This is a genomic window from Pseudofrankia coriaricola (assembly GCF_001854805.1).
Taxonomy (GTDB): Bacteria; Actinomycetota; Actinomycetes; order Frankiales; family Frankiaceae; genus Pseudofrankia.
This window is the reverse complement of sequence record NZ_MBLO01000025.1, coordinates 32,946-53,781: the sequence shown is the minus strand read 5'-3', so window position 1 is coordinate 53,781 and position 20,836 is coordinate 32,946. Positions and strand designations below refer to the sequence as shown.

The following is a 20,836-nucleotide window of genomic DNA, read 5'->3' as shown; positions in this document are numbered from 1 at the left end:
AGTGGCGAAGATAGAGCAGTGGAAGCGACGCATCTGGACGCGGTCGACGGGCCGGCGGTTGGCTCCGCCGCGGCGGCTGGGCCGGCCGACGAGCCGGTGAACCCCGGGGTTCCTCCCGGCTCGGCTCCCGAACCTCCCCGATCGCCTACCTCCCCGATCACGACCTCCCCGATCGGCTTCGCCGATCCGGCAGGGACCCCGTCCGCCGATCGAGGAGGGACCCTGTCGCCAATCGGGCAGGGACCCCGGATCCGGGAGGTCGGCGATCCGTTCGGGACGGCGGCCATCCGAGGGCGGGTGCTCGACGCCTGGGCGGCGTCGCCGGCCCGGTTCCGAGAGGACGCCAACGCCGAGGAGGACGCGGCGCTCGGCGCCTACCGTGACCGCCTCGTCGCCGAACTGCTGCAGAACGCGGTGGATGCGGCCGCGGTCGCCGGGGTCGCCGGCCGGGTGCTGATCCGGCTCGCGGGTGACCAGCTGGAGGTCGCGAACACCGGCGCGCCACTAACCGCCGCCGGCGTGGAGGCGCTCAGCACGTTGCGCGCCTCGGCCAAGCGGGATACCGGCGCCATCGGCCGGTTCGGCGCCGGGTTCGCCGCCGTGCTCGCCGTCAGCGACGAGCCGTCGATCGTCTCGCGGAACCCGGCCATGACCCGGATCGGCGAAGAAACGCCAGGAGGCCCGGCGGAAGGCCCGTCCGAAGGGGCCCCGCCGGCGTCCGCACGCGGCGTGCGCTGGTCCAAGGAATGGACGGTCGCCGCCGTCCACGAGATCGGCGCCGCCGGGCTGCGCGCCGAGCTCGCCCGCCGCGACGGCGCGGCGCCCACACTGCGGCTGCCGTTCGCCGTGGTGGACGAGCAGCCGCCACCGGACGGCTACGACACCGTCGTCCGGCTCCCGCTGCGCGATGCCGAGGCCGCCACGACCGCCCGCGAGCTGCTGGCCGCCTTCGACCCCACGCTCCTGCTGGTCCTGCCCGGCCTGGTCGAGGCCGTCCTCGACCTGGACGGCGACGTCCAGACGCACACCTGCCACTGGGAGTACACCGCGGGCGACGAGTCGGTCGGCGAGCCGCCGGCGGCGATCGCCGACGCCCACCACGGCGACCCGGCCGATCCCGCGGACATGCCGCTGGACGCCGCGCTGGAGATCGCGCTGCTCGACGGGGAACGCTGGCGCGGCTGCGTGCGCCGGGGCACGATCCCGGCGGCGCTGCTCGCGGACAGGCCCGTCGAGGAGCGGGCGAGGACCGGTTACGCGGCCCGCGCGATGGTGCGCGACCGCGGCTGGCCGGCGTCTGTCCCGAAGGTGGTCCGCGCGCCGCAGCCAACCGACGAGCCCCTGTCCCTACCGGTACTGGCCAGCGTCGAGCTGCCGCTGGAGCCCTCCCGCCGGCACACGGTCGCGGGGCCGCTGCGCGACTGGCTGACCGACCGCCTCGCCGAGGCGGTCGTCGCCCTCGCCGTCCACCTGGGTGCCGCCGACGCCGATGTCGATGCGACGGCCGATGGCACGCCCGCGCCGGGCGGCGACGGCGAAGGCCGGGGCGAGGACCTGTTCGCCGCGTTCGCGGCGTCGGGCCCGGCCTCCGGTGAAGGGCACAGCCCCGCACCGATCGGCGCGGACCCCGGGGTTCCTGTTCGATCGGCGGAGCCGATCGAACAGGTCGTGATCCCGCCGGACCCGCTGGCGGCACTGGAGCTGGTGCCGTCCGGGCTGCCCGCCGGTCCCGTGGACGGCCGGCTGCGCGACGCCGTGGCGCGGATGCTGCCCGAGGTCGGGATGATGCCGGGCGGCCGGCTCGGCCGAGAATGCGTCGTCTGCGACCTCGGCCCGGCCACCGACGCCGTGACCGCCCTGCTCTCCCCGGCCGCTGGCGGGGCCGTCGTGTCCGACCAGGGCGTCGCCTCCAGCCCAGCAGGAACCCCGGGTCCCGAGATTGCCGCCGAGGACTCCCGGGAGAGCCCTGTCGCGGGACTGCTCCCGGCGCGCTACGCCGCCCGGCACTGGCGGCGCGCGCTGGACGCGCTCGGCGTGCGCCGGCTCGACAGCGCCGGCCTGGTGGACGTGCTCGCGGGCCTGCGCAGGCCCCCGGCCTGGTGGTCGTCGCTGTACGCGGCTCTGATCACAGCGCCGGACCGGGATGCCCTCGGCGCCCTGCCGGTGCCGGTCGCGACGGTCGCCGACGGCGGCGACCATCCCGACGGCGCGGCGGGCGCCGTGGGCGATCGGCCGGCCCTGCGGGTGCGGATGGTCACCGGGCCGCGCGGGGTGCTGCTGCCCACCGAGGGGCTGGACGTGATGGCGCTCGCCGCCTCCGGGCTGCCGCTGCGGGTCGTGCATCCGGACGCCTGCCTCGGTGCGGCCAGGGACGCGCTGCGCACCCTCGGGGCGGTGGAGGGCACGCCGGCCGGCGTGCTGCGCGACCCGGCGGTACACGAGGCGGTCGTCGACTCCGACCCCGACGACGACCCGGAGGAGCTGCTGGCGCTGGCCGCGGCCGTGCTCGCGCTGGTCCGCGACGCGGACCTGAGCCCGGCGGACACAGCCGCTGGGCTCGACTGGCTCGGCGAGCTGCTCCTGCCGGACACCGAGAGCGAGTTCGTCCCGTCCGCCGAGCTGCTGATCGCGGACGGCCCACTGGACCGCCTGGTCGCGGGTGACACGCCTTTCGGCATCCTGGCACCGGAGATCACCGACGCCTGGTCGACGAGCGTGCTGGAGGCCGTCGGCGTGCTGCGCACGTTCGGGGTGCTCTACGCGAGCGACGTGACGCTCGACCCGGACGAACCCGTGCTGCTCGACCTCGACGACAGCGACACCTGGGTCGAGGAGGCTGTCGAGTCGCCGGCGCTCGCGACGGCGAGGGCCGCGGCGGCCCGCGCCGGCGGCCGCGGCGCTCCGGTGGTGCTCGCAGGCTTCGCCGCCGTGCGCGACCTGGAGCTGGTGGATCCGGCTGCCTGGCCGGAGGCGCTCGCCGAGCTCGCTCAGCCGCCGCTGCGCGGGATCGTGCTCGACGACGAGCCGTCATACACCCGTTGGTGGCTCGCCCGGCACGCGCTGCTGCCGATCGCGAGCGCGCGGGACACCGACGCGGCCGCCGACGCCGATGCCGACGCCGATGCCGACCGCGGCACCGGCGAGGACGACTACGACGACCGGGACCGGTATGACCGGGAGGGCTTCGGCTTTGCCGGCGGCCGCGGCGGGACGGTCCGGCTGCCACCGCCGGAGCTGCGGCTGCCCGGCGCCGACCCGCTGCTCGCGGGGCTGTTCGCCCCGGCGGCACCGCTGCCCGGGGTGGACGCCGAGCTGCTGCGCGCGCTCGGCTGCCGCCTGACCCTGGGCGACGTCCTCGGCGACGTCGCCGGTGTGCTCGACCTGCTCGACAGGCTCGGTGACGTCGACCGGGACGTTCCGTGGCCGTCCGCCAGGGCGCTCTACGTCGCCGCGGTGACCGCCGCGACCCGGCTGGCCGCCGGCCCGGACGGGGAGCCGGGCGGTGGGCTCGCCGACGGCCGGCTGGACCCGCCGCTGACGGTGCGCACCCCGCGGGGAGTCGTCCCCACCCGCGACGCCGTCGTCCTGGACGCCCCGGACCTGCTCACCCTGCTCGGCGACGCGGCGCCGCTGCGGGTGCCGCTCGACCGGGCGGCCGAGATCGGCCACGTGCTCGGGGTGCCACTCGCGTCGGCGTCCGCCGACTGCGCCGTCCTCGATGGTCCTTACAACACGGCAGAGCGGCAGGCGCCGGACGGCACGCCGTACGTCGAGCACGCCCGGCTGGTGGTCGCCGACCTCGCCGGCCGACCGGCGCACACGCCCTGGCGTGTGGTCGGCGGCATCGGCGGCGAGGTCCACGTCGATGCCGCGGCCGGCACCGACGCGCTCGCCCGCGCGCTCGCCTGGCGGGCCGGCACCTGGCACCGCCGGCACGCCCTGGCCGCGGCCCTGCGGGACCCCGACGGCACGGCCTTCCGCGACGCCGAGGACGACCTCGACGACGAGGCGATCGCCCCCCTCTGGAGCGCCCCATCCGGGTGACCGCCCGGCGGGTGTGGCGATGGCTGACGATGGCGCGCGGCGATCCGGGTCTTCGACGTAATTGTCTATCTTCTTGATGGACAACGGTGAGTACCGTCGGCAGGGCTACGATCATGTGTCAGGGACGGGCCGGGGGGTGAGAATGACGCGGCCGGACTTCGTCGTCGCCGCCCCGCCCGAGACGGGCGGAACGCGGCTCGTCGCCACGCTCGCTCGCCATCCAGGCCTGCGGCTGACCGCTCCGCGGCAGGCAACGGCGGCCGCGGTGCCCGCGGACCAGCACCGGACGCCCAGCGAGCCGGGGGGAGCACCCGCCGGCGACGCGTGGGGGATCGACGGGGCCACCGGCGTCGAGGATGGGCCGGCGGTACCGGCGGGGAGCCGCCACGGCGTCGTGGCGCCGTACCTGCTCGCGGATTTCGCGGCACAGCGGCGGTTACACGAGTGCACGGCCTATCCGCGGCTGTTAGTCGCGCTACGCGACCCGATCGACCGGGCGTACGCCGCCTGGCGGCGCGCGCGGACCACTGGGACAGAGCCGCTGGCCGACTTTGTCGCGGCGTTGCTCGCCGAGCCGGAGCGTGCCAGGGCCGGCTACGGCTGGGCGTGGCGCTACGCGGAGCTGGGCCGTTACGGCGGCCAGCTGCGAAAGCTGTACACCCTGTACAGCCCCGGCCAGGTGCTGCTCGTGCACTATCCGGACCTGGTCGCCGGACCGGCCGCCGTCTTCGACCGGGCCTGCGGCTTCCTCGGCGTCCGCAAGGGCGCGGCCCGTGATCCGCGTTTCGAGCTCGCCGCCGGAGCCGGAACGGGGGCCGGGCTGGCCGACGAGCCCGGCCAGTCGGCCGACCGCCCACCGCCCGACCTGCGTGCGCGGGCCGTGGAGCTGTTCCAGGAAGACATACGCCTGCTGGAGTCGGTGACTCACCGTTCCTTCGGCGCATGGCTCACGCCGTCCGGCGGGCCGGCCCCCGTGGCACGCGCCGCGGACATCTGACCTCGCACCGGCCCGAGCGGCCGGTGCCTGGAGCCGGCGCGCCACCAGCGCGGCCGCCGGCCGCGCCGCCGGGTAACGTCGCCGACGTGGAGGCGCATGCTACGACGAGCCAGGGTGCCGGCGCGGCGGGTCGGGAGCCGGATGGCCCATCGGAGGAACCCTCACGGCCGGACGGCGTCGAGCCTCGTCCGGACGACGGCGCGGGCGGACTCGCCCCCCTGTCCCATGACGGGGTCGGCTCGGTCGCCGTCGGCACGGTGGCCTGGCTGGTTGCTCTGATCATCATGCTGCCGTTCGCCGATGACCTGCGCGCGGACGGACATCTGTGGTGGCTTGCCACGGCGGCCTGCGGCGTCGGCCTCGGCCTGCTCGGACTGGTCATCGTCATCCGCCGCCGCAACCGCCTCCGCCACGCCGGCCAGACCGCGCCGCACTCCGGCGTCTGAACCTCCGGCGTCTGAACCTCCGGCGTCTGACCGTCTGACCGCCTCGCGGGCAGTCCGAGCAGCTAGCCCTCGGGGGCCGGGTCCGGTCCTGGCGCCGCGTCCGGCGCGGGCATGTCGGAGATCGTGCCGTAACGGCCGTCGTGGTAGAGAAGCGGCTCGTCCGCCCGGTCGACCCAGCTGTCCACCACCTCGGCGACGACGAGATAGCTCTCACCGGCGGCGATCCGATGTTCGATCCTCGCCCGCAGCCAGACAGCGACATCGGACAGCACCGGCTCGCCGGTCGGCAGTGCGCGCCAGCGGACCGGCGGCGCGAACCGGTCGACGCCGCTCGTCGCGAACCGCCGGGCGATCTCCTCGTGGTCCGACGAGAGCAGATGCACCACCAGCGTCTCGGCGGCCAGCATCGCGGGCGCGGACGACGACGTACTCGACAGCGACAACGACAGCAGCGGCGGCGTGGCCGACAGCGACGCGACCGACGTCGCGGTGAACCCGACCGGGCCGGCGGGCCCGGTCAGGGTGACGACCGCGACGCCGGCCGCGTGCCGGCGGAAGACCCGCCGCAGCGTCCCCGGATCGACGGTGGGCGCGGCGGTCGGCTCGCGGCGGGCCAGCACCACCGGCCGTGGGTCCCGCGCCGCGCCGGTCACGTGGGTCAACGCGGGGTTGACATCCGCCAGGAAGTCCGCGTTCGTCATCGGGCAGCCCACCCACCATGGATGTGTCCTGACATCCGCGTCAGCGGGCGCGTCCACGCCTGTGCCGCCGGTACCGTCGCGCGGAGCGCCAGGCGGTCGTGCGTGCCTTCGGCGGCACTCAGCGCCATGGGCACCTTCCCGACCGACGTCCGCGCGACCGCGAAACCTCCCGTGGCCGGAGGATGTTCGGTGAACTCGGTCGACGGTTTCACACCTCTACCCAACAGTTCCGGACCTCACCACGCAGCCAGAACCCGGGGTGATTTGGACCAGGATCCCGCTGCCGTGGCCGTGGCCGTGGCTGACTCGGCGTCGCCGGAGCCGGCCGCCCCGGCCCGCGCCGTCAGCCGAGCAGGTCGGCCGCGACGGGACGGTAGCGATAGCCGACCCGGCGGACGGTCTCGATCCGGATCCGGTGCTCGGGCCCCAGCTTGCGGCGCAGCCGGGTCACCAGCACGTCGACGGTGCGGCCGGCCTGACCGGGGTCGTCCTCGACGTGGTGCCCCCAGACGTGACGCAGCAGCGCCGCCCTGGAGTACACGCGGCCGGGGTGGCGGACCAAGAAGTCGAGCACCTCGAACTCGAGGTAGGTCAGGTCCAGCAACTCGCCGTCGAGCCAGGCGGCCCAGGCGGACCGGTCGACCATCAGCCCACGGCGCCCGCCCGGCACCCCCGCCGGCCCGGACGAGGCGCCGCTGGCTCCCGGCGCGACCGCTCCCGCCCCGGCCAGCGCCCGCAGGGCCGCGGAGCCACGGTTCAGCTGGTGAAGATCAAAACGCTCGGTGGCGCTGGCCTGCACACCGGCACGGGCGCGCGCCCCGGAACCGGTGGAGTCGACCGGCGGGCCCGCCGGGCGGCGGACCGTATGGATGGATGCGAGCGCGGGTACGCGCGGCGAGGTCTGGGGGGCAGGAGCGGCGGCGGGCTGCGGCGACATGCGGATCTCCTCAGGCGGATGCGGCATGGGACGAGCGGCGGCGTGGCAGGGCTCCGCCGACGGGTTCTGCTCGAAAGTGGGGGCGGGCGCGCCGGCCAGGGACGGCTGCCTCGTGCCCGCCGCCGGCCGTTGTCGACGGACGTGGCACGGGGGGCGGGTCCGCGGCCGGGTCTGGCGGCGCGAGGCGGTCCAGCCGCGACGCCGGGAACCGGCGAGGCGGGCGAACGGAGGGTGGCTGGCGGCTAGGGCGGCGGGGTCGTCAGCGGACCGGACAGGCCGCGGAGGCGACCCGGAGCAGGTCGATGTAGCCCCGGGTGACCAGATAGGCCGGCTTCAGCACGAAAGCAACGGAAACACACGTGTAGCGCGCTCGCCAACGCTTTCACAGTGTGTCGTGATTCACTTTTCTACCACTTGACTGAACAAAGTGAGATTAACGATCATCGGCATCGCCGGGCCGGGCCCCGTCCAGAGGCCACGTCGACTCGACGGTGTAGTACGGATGCCGGCCCAGCACGCTCCTCATGAGATCGAACCGGTCGACCGTCCAGGCCAGGGCCGGCAGCTCGCCGAGCGCCGCCAGCACGGGCCGCAGGTCGACGCCGCTCGTCCCCCGCCCGGAACCGGCCCGGCCGGGGCCGTCCTCCCATCCCGATCGCCGGTCGTCGCGCGCCCGCGCCAACGTCAGATGCGCGCGCAGCGGCCGATCGTCGAGGCCGGCCACCCCGGCCTTCGCCGCCGCCCGCCGCACCCCGGCGGCCAGGGGGGCCAGCTCGCCGGTGACGCCTACCCACAGCACCCGATGCCCGAACCGGCCTGCCCCCGCCAGCTGCACGGCGACCGGAGGGTGACGGCGCGCGACGCGGCCAAGCCGATCGGACAGGTCCTCGCGCAGCACGTCGTCGACCGTGCCGAGGAACGCCAACGTCAGGTGGATCCGCTCCACGTCGACCCAGCGCAGTGCCGGTGCCGCTGGCCGCGCCCGCCCGACCGCCGTGACCAGCGCCTCGATCACCTCAGCCGGCGGTGTCACGGCCACAAACAGCCTTGCCCCGGCCGGGCGCCCCTCGGAGACCGCGGTCGGAGGCCGCGCGCCCGTGGCGAAGCCTCGGCCGGACGCCGGCGGTTCGGCGGGCATCACGTCCCCCTTGATCGCGGACGGACCGGCAGCGGCGCGGGGCGCCTCGGCCAGCCCAGGATTCGTCGGCGTGACTCGTGCCAAGCGGGCTTCGTGTGGGCACCCGGCAGAGGCACTATCTCTAGCCATGACCACCGTGCCTGAGCTTGTCGGCCCGCGCGACCCCATGGTCGCCCGGGCCTGGCGGGAGCGACGGCGCGCGGCGAGGCGCCTGGCAGACTCCGGCCGGCCGCCGGTCGTCGCCGCGCTGGTCACCGACGGTTCGGAACGCGCGACCGCGTCGGTGCTGCGGGAAGCCGGGCTGGAGGTGGTCGGCCTGCTCGCGCCCGAGCCGTTGGAGTCGCTGGCCTGGGCGGCCGACGCCGAGGCGCCGCGGGCATACAGCGACCTGGCCGCGCTGCTGTCGGACGAGATCGAGGCCGTGTGCATAGAGCTGGCGCCGCCGGGGTCGGATCTGATCGCCCGGCGAGTGGCCGAGGCGGGCCTGCACGTGCTGATGGTGCGGGCGGCGACGGGCGACCCGGCCGCGCTGCGCGCCGTGGCCGACGTCGCCGAGGACGCGGACCTCGCCCACGTCGTCGCCTTCGACGACCGGGCGTGGCCGGCCGCCCGGCACGTGCAGGCGTCCGTGCCCACGCTCGGCCGCCTCACCCAGATGACGGTCGTGGGCGCGCCGTCCGGGCCGCTGGGCCGGGCGGAGATCCTTGACCTCACCGGCCGCTGGTGCGGCGACGTGCTGGCCGTGTGTGCCGACCCGGAGGGCATGCCGGCGCGCCGGCTCACGGCGGCCGCCCCCGTCACCCTGGCGCTCCTGACCACCAGTGGCGCGACGGTCCTGGTGCACGAGCGGATGGGCGGGAAGCTCGCCGAGGCGACGTTCACGCTGTGTGGTGAGCAGGGGCGGATCGTCGTCGAGGGCCGCCGGGTCCGCCTGGCCGACCACAACGGGGTGCGCACCGTCTGGACGCCCGCGCCGGTCTCCGAGCGCCCCGGTCTGGTCGAGGCTGCCTACGAGCTGGTGCGCGCCGTCGAGCTGGGCGACCCCGCGATGGTCCGCGGCGCCACCGTGCACGACCTGCTCACGGTCACCAGGCTGCGGGAGGCGGCCCGCCGTTCCCGGGACGACGGCGGCTGGGTCGAGCTGTGACGGCCGCCGCGCGTCCATGCGCCCACGCCCAGCCAGGGCGGCACCGAGGGCGCCGGCGGAGTCAGGAGCCGGCGAGGCTTTCGAGGATGGGGGCGGCGCGGCGCAGCGCGGCGATGTCGTCGCCGGACAGGTGGGTCAGGCGCTCGGCGAGCCACTCGTCGCGGCGGCGCCGGTCGGACTCGAGCAGGGCGTGGCCGGCCACGGTGATCTCGGCGATGACCTGCCGGCCGTCGGTGGGATGCGCGGACCGCACGGCCAGGCCGGCATCCGCGAGGTAGGTGATGACCCTGGTCATCGACGGCGGCTGCACCCGCTCGTGCGCGGCGATCTCGCCGAGCGTCATAGGGCCGTGCCGCTCAAGCGTGGCAAGCGCCGCGATCTGCGTCGGCGAGAGGCTGCTGGAACGCTCCTGGCGCATCCGCCGGGACAGCCGCATGACGGACAGGCGCAACGCCGACGCGAGCTCGGGCATCGCCGCGGTCTCCATCGTCTGACGATACTCGTTAGCGAAGCTCAGGATGTACCGGGGTTCACCCACAAGCCCGCCGGAAGGGATCACCGGCCCGACTCTCGCCCGGAAACCTCTCCCAAATCCACCCGCCGGGCGACGCAAGACCACCAACGGGCGGACCCTGGCGGCGGGTTAGGTGGTTCCCCCCATCCCCGCGTGGGGATTGTGACGGACCGTGCCAGGCTTATGACATGGCTCATCAGCATCGCGGGGTGTGCTGACATGGCGTGGTCGCTGGTCTCGCCGTCGCGCGCGGGACTCAGGCCTGCAAGCAGATTCGAATGCCGTGTCCTGGCCCCGGCGGCACTCGTAGTGGCGACGGCCTGTCTCATTACCACTCTGGTCAGGACGACGGCGCAGGACCAGGTGTACCTGCCGATAGCCCTCGCGGTGCTCGCGATCCCAGGTTCATTCGACGCCGCGGCGCTGCGCTGCCGGCTGGCACGGGTGCGAACCGCGCTGCTGCTCGCGTCGCTGCCGGTACCGCCATCGCTGGCGGACGTCAGGAACGTGCTGCGGACAGCTCTGCGCGACCCGACGGGCGAGATCTACCTGTGGGCCGAGGACGACATGCGTCACATCACCGCGAGCGGGGCACCGGCCGATCCCCCGGCACCCACCAAGGGCATCGTGAGGGTGCCGCTGCGCGACCGTGATGGCGGCCCGTTGGCTGTCGTCGTTCTGAGCAGCGGGCGGGGTGGTCCCTGGGACTCCGTCCACGTGACGGTGAAGGCGCTCGCGGTCGCGCTGGAGAACGTCCGCCTCAAGGCGACGGCCGACGCCCGCCTCGAAGAGGTCCTCGCCTCCTCCGCCCGGGCCAACGCGGCCGCCTACGAAGCCCGGCGCCAGCTCGAACGCGATCTCCACGACGGCGCCCAGCAACGGCTCCTCGCTCTGGGCACTCGTCTCGGCGTCGCCCGCCACACCGCCACGGAACCCGACACTCTCGCCGCCCTGGACGCCGCCCGCGGCGACCTCGCCGCCGCCCTCGCCGAGCTGCGCGCCCTCGCCCGTGGCCTCTACCCCGCCCTTCTCGCGGGCGGCGGCCTCGCCCCCGCGCTCGAGGCCGTCGCCGACTCCCTCCCCCTCGCGGTCACCGTCACCGCTTCCGACGAACGGCTCAGCCCCGAGGTCGAGGCAAGCGCTTACTACACGGTCTGCGAAGCCCTCACCAACGCCGTCAAACACGCCCAGGCCACCGCCGCCACCGTCACCGTCGCCCGTACCCCCCTCGCCGTCGTCCTCACGGTCACCGACGACGGCCAGGGTGGCGCGCGGACCACCCCCGACGGGGGCCTCGCCGGGCTCACCGACCGACTCCGCACGCTGGGCGGCCGCCTGACCATCAACAGCCCGCCGGGCAGGGGCACGACACTCACCGCGGTCATCCCGATCGCCTGAGCCTCAGGTCACGCTCCGGAGATCGGCGGGAGCGGGCTTCTTCCTTCTCCCCCGCGGGCCAGCTGGCGTCGGCCAGGGTGAGGTTCTCGGGCGACAGACCAACTACGGAAGGTACCTTCAGTGTTGCCCCAGGGGTCGCAGGCGCACTCGGCCGGCGGCCGGCCGCCCCCTCCAGGGTCGCCGGGCGGCCCGATGCGGAGCATGGGGTTCTCATGCGGGTAGCCGTCGCCGACGATTCGGCCCTCTTCCGGGAGGGTCTGGTCCTCCTCCTGCGCCACGCCGGTATCGAGGTGACGGTCGCCGCGGGGACGGCCGAGGAGCTGCTGGCCGCCGTCGACGCCGACCCCCCGGACGCGGTGATCCTCGATATCCGGATGCCGCCGACCTTCACCGATGAGGGCGTGCGGGCCGCCGAGAGGCTGTGCGCGACCTACCCGGGGGTCGGCGTGGTGGTGCTGTCGACGTACGCCGAGACGCCGCATGTCGTACGGCTGCTCGGTGACGGCTTCGGCGGCGTCGGCTACCTGCTCAAGGACCGGGTCGACGACGTCGACACGCTGCTGGACGCGTTGCGCCGGGTCGCGTCGGGCCGACTGGTGGTGGACGAGCAGATCGTCGCCCCGCTGCTCGCGCACCGCCGCCGGGCGAGCGCGCTCGCCCGGCTGACGGACCGTGAGCGGACTGTGCTGCGTCACATGGCCGAGGGACGGTCGAACCAGGGCATCGGCGCCGCGCTGCACCTGGCGCCGAAGACCGTGGAGAACCACGTCGCGAGCCTGCTGGCGAAGCTGGACCTTCCGATCGCGGCGGACGACAACCGCCGGGTGCTGGCCGTGCTGGCCTGGCTGCGCGCGCAGGCCGATGTCGACCCGGCCGCCGACCCGCCCGCCGGCCCGCCTCCCGCCGGCCCGCGGTAGCGGCTCCCGCGCCGGGGTCGCGGCCGTTCACCGGACTTCGTTCACCGGACTTCACCCGGGCCAATCTGTCCCGGTTGGCCCGTTCCCGGCCACTCGACGCAATGGCGGATATCCCTGAATTGGCCTTCTCGCCTTCTCTCGAAGCGGCGTCAAGAGTGGCGGGGCCCACTCGGGGCAGCCCGGTGCTGCAGGCACACGCTGAGTGGCGCGCGATACACAACGCATTCCCATCAATAATGGGTAATAGCTACCAGAACCAAGGTCGACAAGCGTTGCCGCCACGAGATGTGGCTAGCTCAGAGCGCTGAGCACGGCTCCAGCGACGCAGCAGACCAACCCGACTACGCGGGACGGACCGGGTGGCGCAACCCACGTCGGATGTACCACTCCGATCACGCGCATGTGGCGCCCCGAGCAGCCAGACTTGGGAGTAACGAACTGCCAGCAAACCGGCGCGAGGGCTTCCGTTACCCGGACTCATGGCGCCGGCGTCGTGCCAGCCCGTCGACCGACTGCGCTGCCACAGCGAGAGGAGCCCGGCGTGTCCGAGCAGGTCAGCACCCTGACCGTGACCGACAACCGCACCGGTCGTAGCTACGAGATTCCGATCAAAGACGGCGCGGTGCCCGCGGCGGACTTCCGCAAGATCAAGGTCGACGACGCCGACTTCGGGCTGATGACCTACGACCCCGCGTTCACCAACACGGCGAGCTGTCGCAGCGCCATCACGTTCATCGATGGCGACGCCGGCATCCTGCGCTACCGCGGCTACCCGATCCAGGACGTCGCCGAGAAGAGCAGCTTCCTGGAGGTCGCCTACCTGCTGCTCGCGGGCGAGCTGCCGACCAAGGACGAGCTGTTCACCTGGGAAGACGAGATCACGCACCACACCCTGGTGCACGAGTCGATCAAGAAGTTCATCGACGGCTTCCACCACGACGCCCACCCGATGGGCATGCTGGTCTCCTCCGTGGGCGCGCTGTCGACCTTCTACCCGGACGCCAAGAAGATCAAGGACCCGGGGCTGCGCCGGCTGCAGATCGTCCGGCTGATCGCGAAGATCACCACCCTCGCGGCGTACTCCTACCGGCACTCCGTCGGGTTCCCGTACGTCTACCCGGACAACGACCTGTCGTACGCCGGCAACTTCCTCAACATGATGTGGAAGGCGACGGAGCTCAAGTACGACCCGGACCCGGTCCTCGAGCACGCGCTCGACGTGCTGTTCATCCTGCACGCCGACCACGAGCAGAACTGCTCCGCCAACGCGATGCGCGCCGTCGGCAGCTCCGAGGCCGATCCCTTCTCGGCCGCGGCGGCGGCGATCGCCGCGCTCTACGGCCCGCTGCACGGCGGCGCCAACGAGCAGGTGCTGCGGATGCTGCGCGAGATCGGCTCGGCGGAGAACATCCCGTCCTTCATCGCGCAGGTGAAGGACGGCAAGAAGAAGCTGATGGGCTTCGGCCACCGGGTCTACAAGAACTACGACCCGCGCGCCCGGGTGATCCGCCAGATCGCCGACGAGGTGTTCAAGGTCACCGGCACGAACCCGATGCTGGACCTGGCGATGGAGCTCGAGCGGATCGCGCTCGAGGACGACTACTTCATCAGCCGCAAGCTCTACCCGAACGTCGACTTCTACACCGGGATCATCTACCAGGCGATGGGCTTCCCGGTGGAGATGTTCCCGGTGCTGTTCGCGATCGGCCGGATGCCAGGCTGGCTCGCCCAGTGGGAGGAAGGACTGCTCGACCCCGAGCAGAAGATCGCCCGCCCGCGCCAGCTCTACGTCGGCTACGACGAGCGCTCCTACGCCCCGATGTCGACCCGCTCCGCGGCTACGGACGCCGACGTCGACGCCATCGCCGCCCAGGCAGCCCAGGCGGCGCCGGAGCGCCCGCTGCGTTAGCTGGTTCGCTCCGGGACATGTCTGGGGTCAGGCGGGAAGGTTGTTGCTGGTTCGCTCCGTGCGGGCGGCGCGCTCCGGCCCCGTACTCGCTTCGCTCCCACGGGACCTCCGCGCGCCGTCCTCCTCCGCTCACGGGCGCTACGGCGACCTCGCTGCGGCCCGGCCCCGTTCGCTTCGCTCCGGGGCCGGGCCTCCGCGAGGCGCGCCTTCGCGCCCGCACGGTCACCCGCCGCTGAACGTCACCAACCCAAAGCGGCACATCCGTAGGCCACTTCGCTTCGCTCGTGGGTGTCTGGACCGGTACCGGGCCAAGCACTCCCGTACCGGTCGGTCGGGAGCGAACCCCACCCCACGAGCGAAGCGAAGTGGCCCCGCACACGGTTATGTGGTCCCGCGCTGTCCGAGCGCAAAGCAACCGTGCTGGCCCGGAGGCGCGCCTCCGCGGAGGCCCGGCCACCGAGCGAAGCGAAGGTGGTTGGGCCGCAGCGGAGGTCGCCGGAGGGCACGTTCGCGGAGGAGGACACGGCGCGGAGGTCCCTTGGGAGCGAAGCGAGTAAGGGGCCGGAGCGCCGTGCCCGCACGGAGCGAACCAATGTCAAGGCGCGAGGCGTTCGACCAGCCAGGTGTCGTCGGCGCGGCGGTAGCGGAGGCGGTCGTGTAGGCGGTCGGGGCGGCCCTGCCAGAACTCGACCGTCTCCGGGACCACGAGCAGCCCGCCCCAGAACGGCGGGACCGGGATCGGCGTCCCCGGCGGCCAGCGCTCGACAAGCTCCGCGTCCCGGCGTTCCAGCTCGGCTCGCGACGAGAGCACCGCCGACTGGTGGCTGGCCCAGGCGCCCAGCTGGCTGCCCCGCGGGCGGGAGTGGAAGTACTCGGCGGAACGTTGCGCGGACACTCGTTCCACGGTGCCAACCACGATCACCTGGCGTTCCAGCGCGTACCAGGGAAAGACCAGGCTCCCGTGCGGGTTGGCGGCGCTTTCCGTGCCCTTGCGGGAGGTGTAGTTGGTGAACAGCAAGAAGCCCTCGGCGCCGAAGCCCTTCAGCAGCACCGTGCGGGCGCTCGGGCGCCCGGCGGCGTCGGCGGTACCGAACACCATCGCGTTCGGTTCGACGATTCCGGAGCCCGCCGCGGCCGCGTCAGCGAACCATCGCGCGAACTGCTCCATCCAGGTCGGTGCCAGATCGCCCTCCTCGAGCCGTCCACCGCCGTAGCCGCGGCGCACCGCGGCGAGGTCGGCGCCGAGCTGGGTATCGGTCTCCGCCGGGACGCGAGCCGGGTGCGGATGGCCGGGCGGTGCCTGGCCGGGGCGCGGCTGATGCGTTGTTGGCTGGATGGGCCGCGGCCGGGTGGACGCGGGCTCGGGGGCGGCCATGGGCCGATCCTGGCATCGGGCGGCGGGGGGCGGGCACCGGAACCCCGCGCGGAGGGCGGCGCCGCGGCGTCGAGACGGTGCCGAGACGGCGTTCTCTCCGTAACACGGAGGTTTCACCTACCCAACAGCTTCGCCGGGTGTGAAGTACGACACCTCCCCGTCACTGGGGGTTTCCCTGTGGCCCTGGACAGGGCGATCGTCCCGTCCCAGGAGTTGGATGGTCGGTGGGGCCTGTTCGTGGCGTCGCCGGGCCCCGGGCGGCAGGATGCTCGCCGCGGGGGGACGCCGCAATCACTGCGATACATAGAGCGGAGATCCGGACTCGATGGCCGAGAAGACAAGCGATTTCAAGCCCGGTCTGGAAGGCGTGATCGCCTTTGAGACCGAGATCGCCGAGCCGGACAAGGAAGGTAGCGCGCTGCGCTATCGCGGCGTCGACATCGAGGATCTCGTCGGCAAGGTCGACTACGGCCACGTATGGGGGCTGCTGGTCGATGGCTCCTTCGAGCCGGGCCTGCCGCCGGCGGAGCCGTTCCCCGTGCCGGTGCACTCCGGCGATATAAGAGTCGACGTGCAGAGCGCGCTGGCCATGCTCGCCCCGTACTGGGGCTTCGGCCAGCTGATCGACATTCCGGATGAGCAGGCCCGCCAGGACCTCGCCCGGTCCTCCGTGATGGCGCTGTCGTTCGTCGCGCAGTCCGCCCGTGGCCTCGGTCAGCCGGCGGTGCCGCAGACCGAGGTCGACAAGGCGCGCACGATCACCGAGCGGTTCATGATTCGCTGGCGCGGCGAGCCGGACCCCAAGCACGTCCAGGCCGTCGACGCGTACTGGGTATCGGCCGCCGAGCACGGCATGAACGCGTCGACGTTCACCGCGCGCGTGGTCGCCTCCACCGGCGCGGACTGCGCGGCGGCCCTGTCCGCCGCGGTCGGCGCCCTGTCCGGGCCGCTGCACGGCGGCGCGCCGTCCCGGGTGCTCGCCATGCTCGACGAGGTGGAGCGCACCGGCGACCCGGTCGGCTATGTGAAGCGCGCGCTGGACAACCACGAGCGGCTGATGGGCTTCGGCCACCGGGTGTACCGGGCCGAGGACCCACGCGCCCGGGTGCTGCGGCGCACTGCCCGCGACCTCGGCTCGCCCCGCTACGAGGTGGCCGAGGCGCTGGAGGCGGCGGCGATCGAGGAGCTCACCAACCGCTACCCGGACCGGCCGCTGCGCACGAACGTCGAGTTCTGGTCGGCCGTGGTACTCGACTTCGCCGAGGTGCCGGCGCATATGTTCACGTCCATGTTCACCTGTGCCCGGACCGCGGGCTGGAGCGCGCACGTCATGGAGCAGAAGCGCACCGGCCGGCTTATTCGGCCGTCCGCGCGCTACGTCGGTCCGGCGCCGCGGCCCCTGGGGGATGTCACCAGTGCCTGAAATCGTCCTGCCCGACGAGCTTCGGCCGGCCGATGGCCGGTTCGGCTGCGGCCCGTCGAAGATCCGGCCGGAGGCGGTGGCGGCCCTGGCCGCCAGCGGCGCCGAGCTGCTCGGGACCTCTCACCGGCAGAAGCCGGTGAAGAGCCTGGTCGGCCGCGTCCGCTCCGGAATCACCCAGCTGTTCTCGCCGCCTGACGGCTACGAGGTCGTGCTCGGCGTGGGCGGGTCCACCGCGTTCTGGGACGCGGCGGCGTTCAACCTCGTCCGCGAGCGGTCGCAGCACCTCGTCTTCGGCGAGTTCGGTGGAAAGTTCGCGGACACCACCAAGGGCGCGCCGTTCCTGGCCGAGCCGTCGGTGGTGAAGTCCGTGCCGGGCACGTACCCGGACTGGTCGCCGCTGGCCGGTGTCGACGTCTACGCGACGCCGCACAACGAGACGTCCACGGGCGTGGCCAAGCCGGTGCGCCGGCCGGTCGGCGCCGACGAGGGCGCGCTCCACCTGGTCGACGCCACCTCCGGCGCTGGCGGCCTGCCGGTCGACGTGTCCGAGGCGGACGTCTACTACTTCGCGCCGCAGAAGTGCTTCGGCTCGGACGGCGGGCTGTGGGTGGCGCTGATGTCGCCCGCGGCCGTCGGCCGGCTCGCCGAGATCAAGGCGACGGACCGGTGGATCCCGCCGTTCCTGGACCTGACCACGGCGCTGGACAACTCCACCAAGGACCAGACGTACAACACCCCGGCGGTGGCGACGCTGTTCCTGTTCGCCGAGCAGCTCGACTGGATGCTCGGGCAGGGTGGTCTGGACTGGTGTGTGTCGCGGACCGCCGAGTCGAGTTCGATCCTCTACACCTGGGCCGAGAAGACCTCGTACACGGTGCCGTTCGTGACCGACCCGGCGCACCGCTCGCAGGTGGTCGTCACGATCGACTTCGACGGAGTGGACGCGGCGGCGGTCGCGAAGGCGCTGCGCGCGAACGGCGTCGTCGACGTCGAGCCGTACCGCAAGCTCGGCCGCAACCAGCTGCGGATCGCCTGCTTCCCGGCGGTCGACCCGGCCGACGTGGAGGCGCTCACCGGCGCGATCGAGTTCGTGGTCGAACACCTGTAGTTGCCACGGACCGTCACGGCGCGGTGTCCGATGAGCGCGGGTATCCGCGCGTGAGTCCGGCGATCGACAGAACGGCCGGTCCGGTTCTCCTCCGGGAGCGGGACCGGCCGTTTCGCGTGGGGGCGGTTACCTTCCGGCTCCTGGGCCGCATCGGCTCTTCCTCCTGATGACCGGACTGGCTGCCATCTGCTTGGCGTGCTCCAGCGTGGGTTTGGCGAGGCCACCATGGGTTTGTCACTGGATGGCAAATTTCACCCTTCGTAGTAGGACAAGCTTCCTATACAGAAACCGACACCCAACGGCAGCTCTAGACCGCAACCCGCCTGTGTATCCGCTATGCGTCGTTGGTACCGTTCCTCACCGGCATCGGTGCGCGCAGGGGAAGTGCCCCCGTCGGCTCCGGCCAACTAGCCCCGCGGGTGGCAACCGTGCGGGCCGGTCCTGTGAGGGAGACGGATTCATGCGTAAATCCAGAATGCGGGCCGTCATGGCCGGCGCTGTCGGCGCGGCGGTGATCGCCGTGGGTGGTCCGGCGTGGGCGGCCTCCCCCTCACCGAGCACGAGCCCCGAAGCGACCACCAGCCCGTCAGCGAGCCCCACGGCCACGGCGACTCCTCTGACGAACGGCCTCGCCGTGACCGTCAGCCCGCCAGCGATCACCCTGCCCACCGCCACGGCCACCTCGACTGGGACGCCAACGCCCGAGGCCAGCCTCACCAGTACCGCGGTGACGTCCGCGAGCCCGACGGCCACCGGCACGCCCGGCGTGATCGTCGTCCCGGGCTTCGGTGAGATCGACTTCAAGAAGGGCTGCGACACCTTCAACTCCTTCTCGCCGATCAAGGTCCCCTGTGACAAGGAGATCAACGGCATCGAGGACTTCGAGGTCAACCCGCTGCTCATCACCGCCACCTGCGGCCCGAACGGCCCGGACTGGACGATCAAGAACACCGGCGCCAAGGCGCTCGGCTTCGGCTGGTTCGACATCAACCTCGGCGGCGGCATCTCGACGATCGCGCCGGGCGAGACCCAGAAGCTCAACAGCCACTCGAAGGCCGTGATCGCCTCGCCATGGGACGCCGCGACCAACGTCCTGCTGGTCGCGATCCCCGCCATCGGTTTCTCGACCTGCCCCGGCGCTCCGGCCGTCCCGGCCATCCCGGCCAACCTGCCGGTCGCCCCGCCCGCCGCGGCCGTCCCCGGCACCCCGCACTTCACCGGCTGATCATGAGGTTCTCCGGCAAGATCGCTCGCGCCACGGTGGTGGCGGCTCTCGCCGCCGTCACCGCGGCCGGCTGTGGGGGCGGCGGGGCCCCGGAGGCCACCCCCACCCAGATGCCGGACCCGGTGAAGACCCAGCTGGCCGCCGTGGCCGGGGTTGGCGTGGACAGCACGATCCTGGCCGCGACCGGTAACTCGGTCGCGGTCTACCCCGCGCCCGGGGCGCCCGCCGCCGCCGCGACCCCGAAGCTACGGCTGGCAAACCCAAACCAGGACGGCGCGAAGCTCGTCCTCCTCGTCACGGCCAAGATGCCGGGCTGGTGGCAGGTCCTGCTGCCAGTCCAGCCAAACGGCTCGACTGGCTGGGTCAAAGCCGAGCAGGTGACCGCAAGCAGCACTCCGTACCGGATCGTGGTGTCCCGCGGCCAGCACACCCTCACGCTCTACAAGTCGGACGCTTCGATCGCCGTGGAGAAGGTCGCGATCGGAACCTCGGACACTCCGACACCGGGCGGCCGGTTCTACCTCGCGGAGCTACTGAAGCCACCGAACCCGAACGGACCGTATGGTCCGTACGCATTCGGTCTCAACGGCTTCTCCACGACCCTCGACTCCTTCGAAGGCCAGGATCCGGTGATCGGCCTCCACGGCACCAACCAGCCGCAGCTGCTCGGCCAGGACGTCTCCCACGGGTGCATCCGGCTCAGCAACGACGCCATCACTCGTCTCGCGGGAACCGTGCCGACCGGCACCCCGGTCGACATCATCGCCTAAGGCGTGCGGGCGCTGGACGCGCCGCCCTGCCTGTCGGACGCTGAGCGTCCTCCCCGCGTGGCTCCGGGTCCTGGCATTTGGCGGTGGTGGGGCTGGGACCGGGTTGACGAGGTGGTCGGGTTGGCGCTGCGCCGATGCGCTGTCACCAGGTGTGGGTGAGGCGGTCCCGCGGCCGGACGGTCCGCGCCCGCCGCCGGGCGCCGCCTGTCGGACGCTGAGCGTCCTCCCCGCGTGGCTCCGGGTCCTGGCATTTGGCGGTGGTGGGGCTGGGACCAGACTGACGACGTGGTCGGGTTGGCACTGCGCCGATGCGCTGTCACCAGTTGTGGTTGAGGTGCGCTTGCTGGTCGCTGGAACGGCGCCACTCCGCCGGGGGGCCGGTGGCGCCCGAGGGGGGCGACTTGTGCGGTTCGTCGGGTGCCGGGTCGGGGCTAGCGCAAGACACGCGGGCTGTCGGTCATCCGACAGCCCCGGAAGTCGGGATGCGGTGGTCAGTCGCCCGTTGGATGCCCGAACCTTGGCTGGACGCTCCCAGCTTCAGCCGACTCATATTGGGTGCGTAAGCCCGGCTCAGCTGGGTAGGTGGCCATAACGTCGCTGGTCAGGCCCGAAGTCGCGGCTTGGGTCGGCGGCAGGTGGGTACGGAATGTCCAGGCTAGGCGGAGGCGATGGGGATCCCTCCGCCGCTGGGACCACGGACGTGTGGACTAGGAGGGTTCCACTCGTCTAGGACGGTCCCGCCCGGCCGCGGTCGCGCCGACCCTACGCTCGGAGGGGGGCGTACGGA

At 73.0% G+C, this 20,836-nt stretch carries 16 protein-coding genes; 11 read left to right on the top strand and 5 right to left on the bottom strand.

The annotated features are described in order from the left end of the window. Positions 1-18: 18 nt before the first annotated feature. The 3 genes from BCD48_RS04450 to BCD48_RS45455 all read left to right on the top strand — a co-directional run bounded on the left by BCD48_RS04450 (position 19) and on the right by BCD48_RS45455 (position 5,487). On the top strand, positions 19-4,044 hold the full coding sequence (locus tag BCD48_RS04450; RefSeq protein WP_083418166.1) for a sacsin N-terminal ATP-binding-like domain-containing protein: 4,026 nt from the start codon (positions 19-21) through the stop codon (positions 4,042-4,044). A 142-nt stretch (positions 4,045-4,186) separates the two neighbouring features. Then, positions 4,187-5,041: a sulfotransferase family protein gene (locus BCD48_RS04445; RefSeq protein WP_071046941.1), complete on the top strand. Its 855-nt coding sequence runs from the start codon at positions 4,187-4,189 to the stop codon at positions 5,039-5,041. Between the two features lie 86 nt (positions 5,042-5,127). Then, complete coding sequence (locus BCD48_RS45455; protein WP_083418177.1) at positions 5,128-5,487, top strand: DUF2530 domain-containing protein; 360 nt, start codon at positions 5,128-5,130, stop codon at positions 5,485-5,487. A 62-nt stretch (positions 5,488-5,549) separates the two neighbouring features. On the opposite strand, the gene BCD48_RS04435 is transcribed toward BCD48_RS45455, so the two are convergent. The 3 genes from BCD48_RS04435 to thpR all read right to left on the bottom strand — a co-directional run bounded on the left by BCD48_RS04435 (position 5,550) and on the right by thpR (position 8,263). Next, positions 5,550-6,188: a flavin reductase family protein gene (locus BCD48_RS04435; RefSeq protein ID WP_083418176.1), complete on the bottom strand. Its 639-nt coding sequence runs from the start codon at positions 6,186-6,188 to the stop codon at positions 5,550-5,552. Between the two features lie 343 nt (positions 6,189-6,531). Then, positions 6,532-7,125 (bottom strand): winged helix-turn-helix domain-containing protein, encoded by a 594-nt coding sequence (locus BCD48_RS04425; protein WP_071046939.1) that lies wholly within the window; start codon positions 7,123-7,125, stop codon positions 6,532-6,534. Positions 7,126-7,558: 433 nt separating this feature from the next. After that, entirely contained in the window at positions 7,559-8,263 is a 705-nt protein-coding gene (thpR, locus tag BCD48_RS04420; RefSeq protein WP_083418175.1) for an RNA 2',3'-cyclic phosphodiesterase, read from the bottom strand. A 127-nt stretch (positions 8,264-8,390) separates the two neighbouring features. Between thpR and BCD48_RS04415 the strand changes: the two genes are divergently transcribed. Beyond that, positions 8,391-9,410 carry a Gfo/Idh/MocA family oxidoreductase gene (locus BCD48_RS04415; protein ID WP_071046938.1) on the top strand — a complete coding sequence of 340 codons (1,020 nt, stop codon included), beginning with the start codon at positions 8,391-8,393 and terminating at the stop codon, positions 9,408-9,410. Positions 9,411-9,471: 61 nt separating this feature from the next. Here BCD48_RS04415 and BCD48_RS04410 read toward each other — a convergent pair whose 3' ends face one another. Continuing rightward, entirely contained in the window at positions 9,472-9,897 is a 426-nt protein-coding gene (locus tag BCD48_RS04410) for a MarR family winged helix-turn-helix transcriptional regulator (protein ID WP_071046937.1), read from the bottom strand. A 336-nt stretch (positions 9,898-10,233) separates the two neighbouring features. On the opposite strand from BCD48_RS04410, the gene BCD48_RS04405 reads away from it, so the two are divergent. The 3 genes from BCD48_RS04405 (at position 10,234) to BCD48_RS04395 (ending at position 14,148) form a co-directional block, all read left to right on the top strand. Then, on the top strand, positions 10,234-11,322 hold the full coding sequence (locus tag BCD48_RS04405; RefSeq protein ID WP_157910429.1) for a sensor histidine kinase: 1,089 nt from the start codon (positions 10,234-10,236) through the stop codon (positions 11,320-11,322). Between the two features lie 212 nt (positions 11,323-11,534). After that, positions 11,535-12,239 (top strand): response regulator transcription factor, encoded by a 705-nt coding sequence (locus tag BCD48_RS04400; RefSeq protein ID WP_071046935.1) that lies wholly within the window; start codon positions 11,535-11,537, stop codon positions 12,237-12,239. Positions 12,240-12,780: 541 nt separating this feature from the next. Then, entirely contained in the window at positions 12,781-14,148 is a 1,368-nt protein-coding gene (locus BCD48_RS04395) for a citrate synthase (protein ID WP_071046934.1), read from the top strand. Between the two features lie 595 nt (positions 14,149-14,743). Here BCD48_RS04395 and pdxH read toward each other — a convergent pair. Further along, positions 14,744-15,523 (bottom strand): pyridoxamine 5'-phosphate oxidase, encoded by a 780-nt coding sequence (pdxH, locus tag BCD48_RS04390; protein ID WP_083418163.1) that lies wholly within the window; start codon positions 15,521-15,523, stop codon positions 14,744-14,746. A gap of 325 nt (positions 15,524-15,848) precedes the next feature. Here pdxH and BCD48_RS04385 point away from each other — a divergent pair, with 325 nt between their 5' ends. The 4 genes from BCD48_RS04385 (at position 15,849) to BCD48_RS04370 (ending at position 20,049) form a co-directional block, all read left to right on the top strand. Then, a complete protein-coding gene (locus BCD48_RS04385; RefSeq protein ID WP_071046933.1) occupies positions 15,849-16,946 on the top strand; it encodes a citrate synthase 2 in 1,098 nt (365 codons plus the stop codon). Further along, positions 16,930-18,054: a phosphoserine transaminase gene (serC, locus tag BCD48_RS04380; protein WP_071046932.1), complete on the top strand. Its 1,125-nt coding sequence runs from the start codon at positions 16,930-16,932 to the stop codon at positions 18,052-18,054. Before BCD48_RS04385 ends, serC begins: the two co-directional genes overlap by 17 nt. A 460-nt stretch (positions 18,055-18,514) precedes the next feature. Continuing rightward, the gene (locus BCD48_RS04375) at positions 18,515-19,279 is read left to right on the top strand and encodes a hypothetical protein (RefSeq protein ID WP_071046931.1); all 765 of its coding nucleotides are present in this window, start codon (positions 18,515-18,517) and stop codon (positions 19,277-19,279) included. Positions 19,280-19,281: 2 nt separating this feature from the next. Next, positions 19,282-20,049 carry a L,D-transpeptidase gene (locus BCD48_RS04370; RefSeq protein WP_071046930.1) on the top strand — a complete coding sequence of 256 codons (768 nt, stop codon included), beginning with the start codon at positions 19,282-19,284 and terminating at the stop codon, positions 20,047-20,049. The last annotated feature ends 787 nt before the right edge of the window (positions 20,050-20,836 follow it).

What these genes read in the sequence shown, in the direction of transcription:
- BCD48_RS04445 (WP_071046941.1), top strand. Translation starts at nt 4,187, where the DNA reads ATGACGCGGCCGGACTTCGTCGTCGCCGCCCCGCCCGAGACGGGCGGA.
- BCD48_RS04435 (WP_083418176.1), bottom strand. Translation starts at nt 6,188, where the DNA reads ATGACGAACGCGGACTTCCTGGCGGATGTCAACCCCGCGTTGACCCAC.
- BCD48_RS04425 (WP_071046939.1), bottom strand. Translation starts at nt 7,125, where the DNA reads ATGTCGCCGCAGCCCGCCGCCGCTCCTGCCCCCCAGACCTCGCCGCGC.
- thpR (WP_083418175.1), bottom strand. Translation starts at nt 8,263, where the DNA reads ATGCCCGCCGAACCGCCGGCGTCCGGCCGAGGCTTCGCCACGGGCGCG.
- BCD48_RS04415 (WP_071046938.1), top strand. Translation starts at nt 8,391, where the DNA reads ATGACCACCGTGCCTGAGCTTGTCGGCCCGCGCGACCCCATGGTCGCC.
- BCD48_RS04410 (WP_071046937.1), bottom strand. Translation starts at nt 9,897, where the DNA reads ATGGAGACCGCGGCGATGCCCGAGCTCGCGTCGGCGTTGCGCCTGTCC.
- BCD48_RS04400 (WP_071046935.1), top strand. Translation starts at nt 11,535, where the DNA reads ATGCGGGTAGCCGTCGCCGACGATTCGGCCCTCTTCCGGGAGGGTCTG.
- pdxH (WP_083418163.1), bottom strand. Translation starts at nt 15,523, where the DNA reads ATGGCCGCCCCCGAGCCCGCGTCCACCCGGCCGCGGCCCATCCAGCCA.
- BCD48_RS04385 (WP_071046933.1), top strand. Translation starts at nt 15,849, where the DNA reads ATGGCCGAGAAGACAAGCGATTTCAAGCCCGGTCTGGAAGGCGTGATC.
- serC (WP_071046932.1), top strand. Translation starts at nt 16,930, where the DNA reads ATGTCACCAGTGCCTGAAATCGTCCTGCCCGACGAGCTTCGGCCGGCC.
- BCD48_RS04375 (WP_071046931.1), top strand. Translation starts at nt 18,515, where the DNA reads ATGCGTAAATCCAGAATGCGGGCCGTCATGGCCGGCGCTGTCGGCGCG.
- BCD48_RS04370 (WP_071046930.1), top strand. Translation starts at nt 19,282, where the DNA reads ATGAGGTTCTCCGGCAAGATCGCTCGCGCCACGGTGGTGGCGGCTCTC.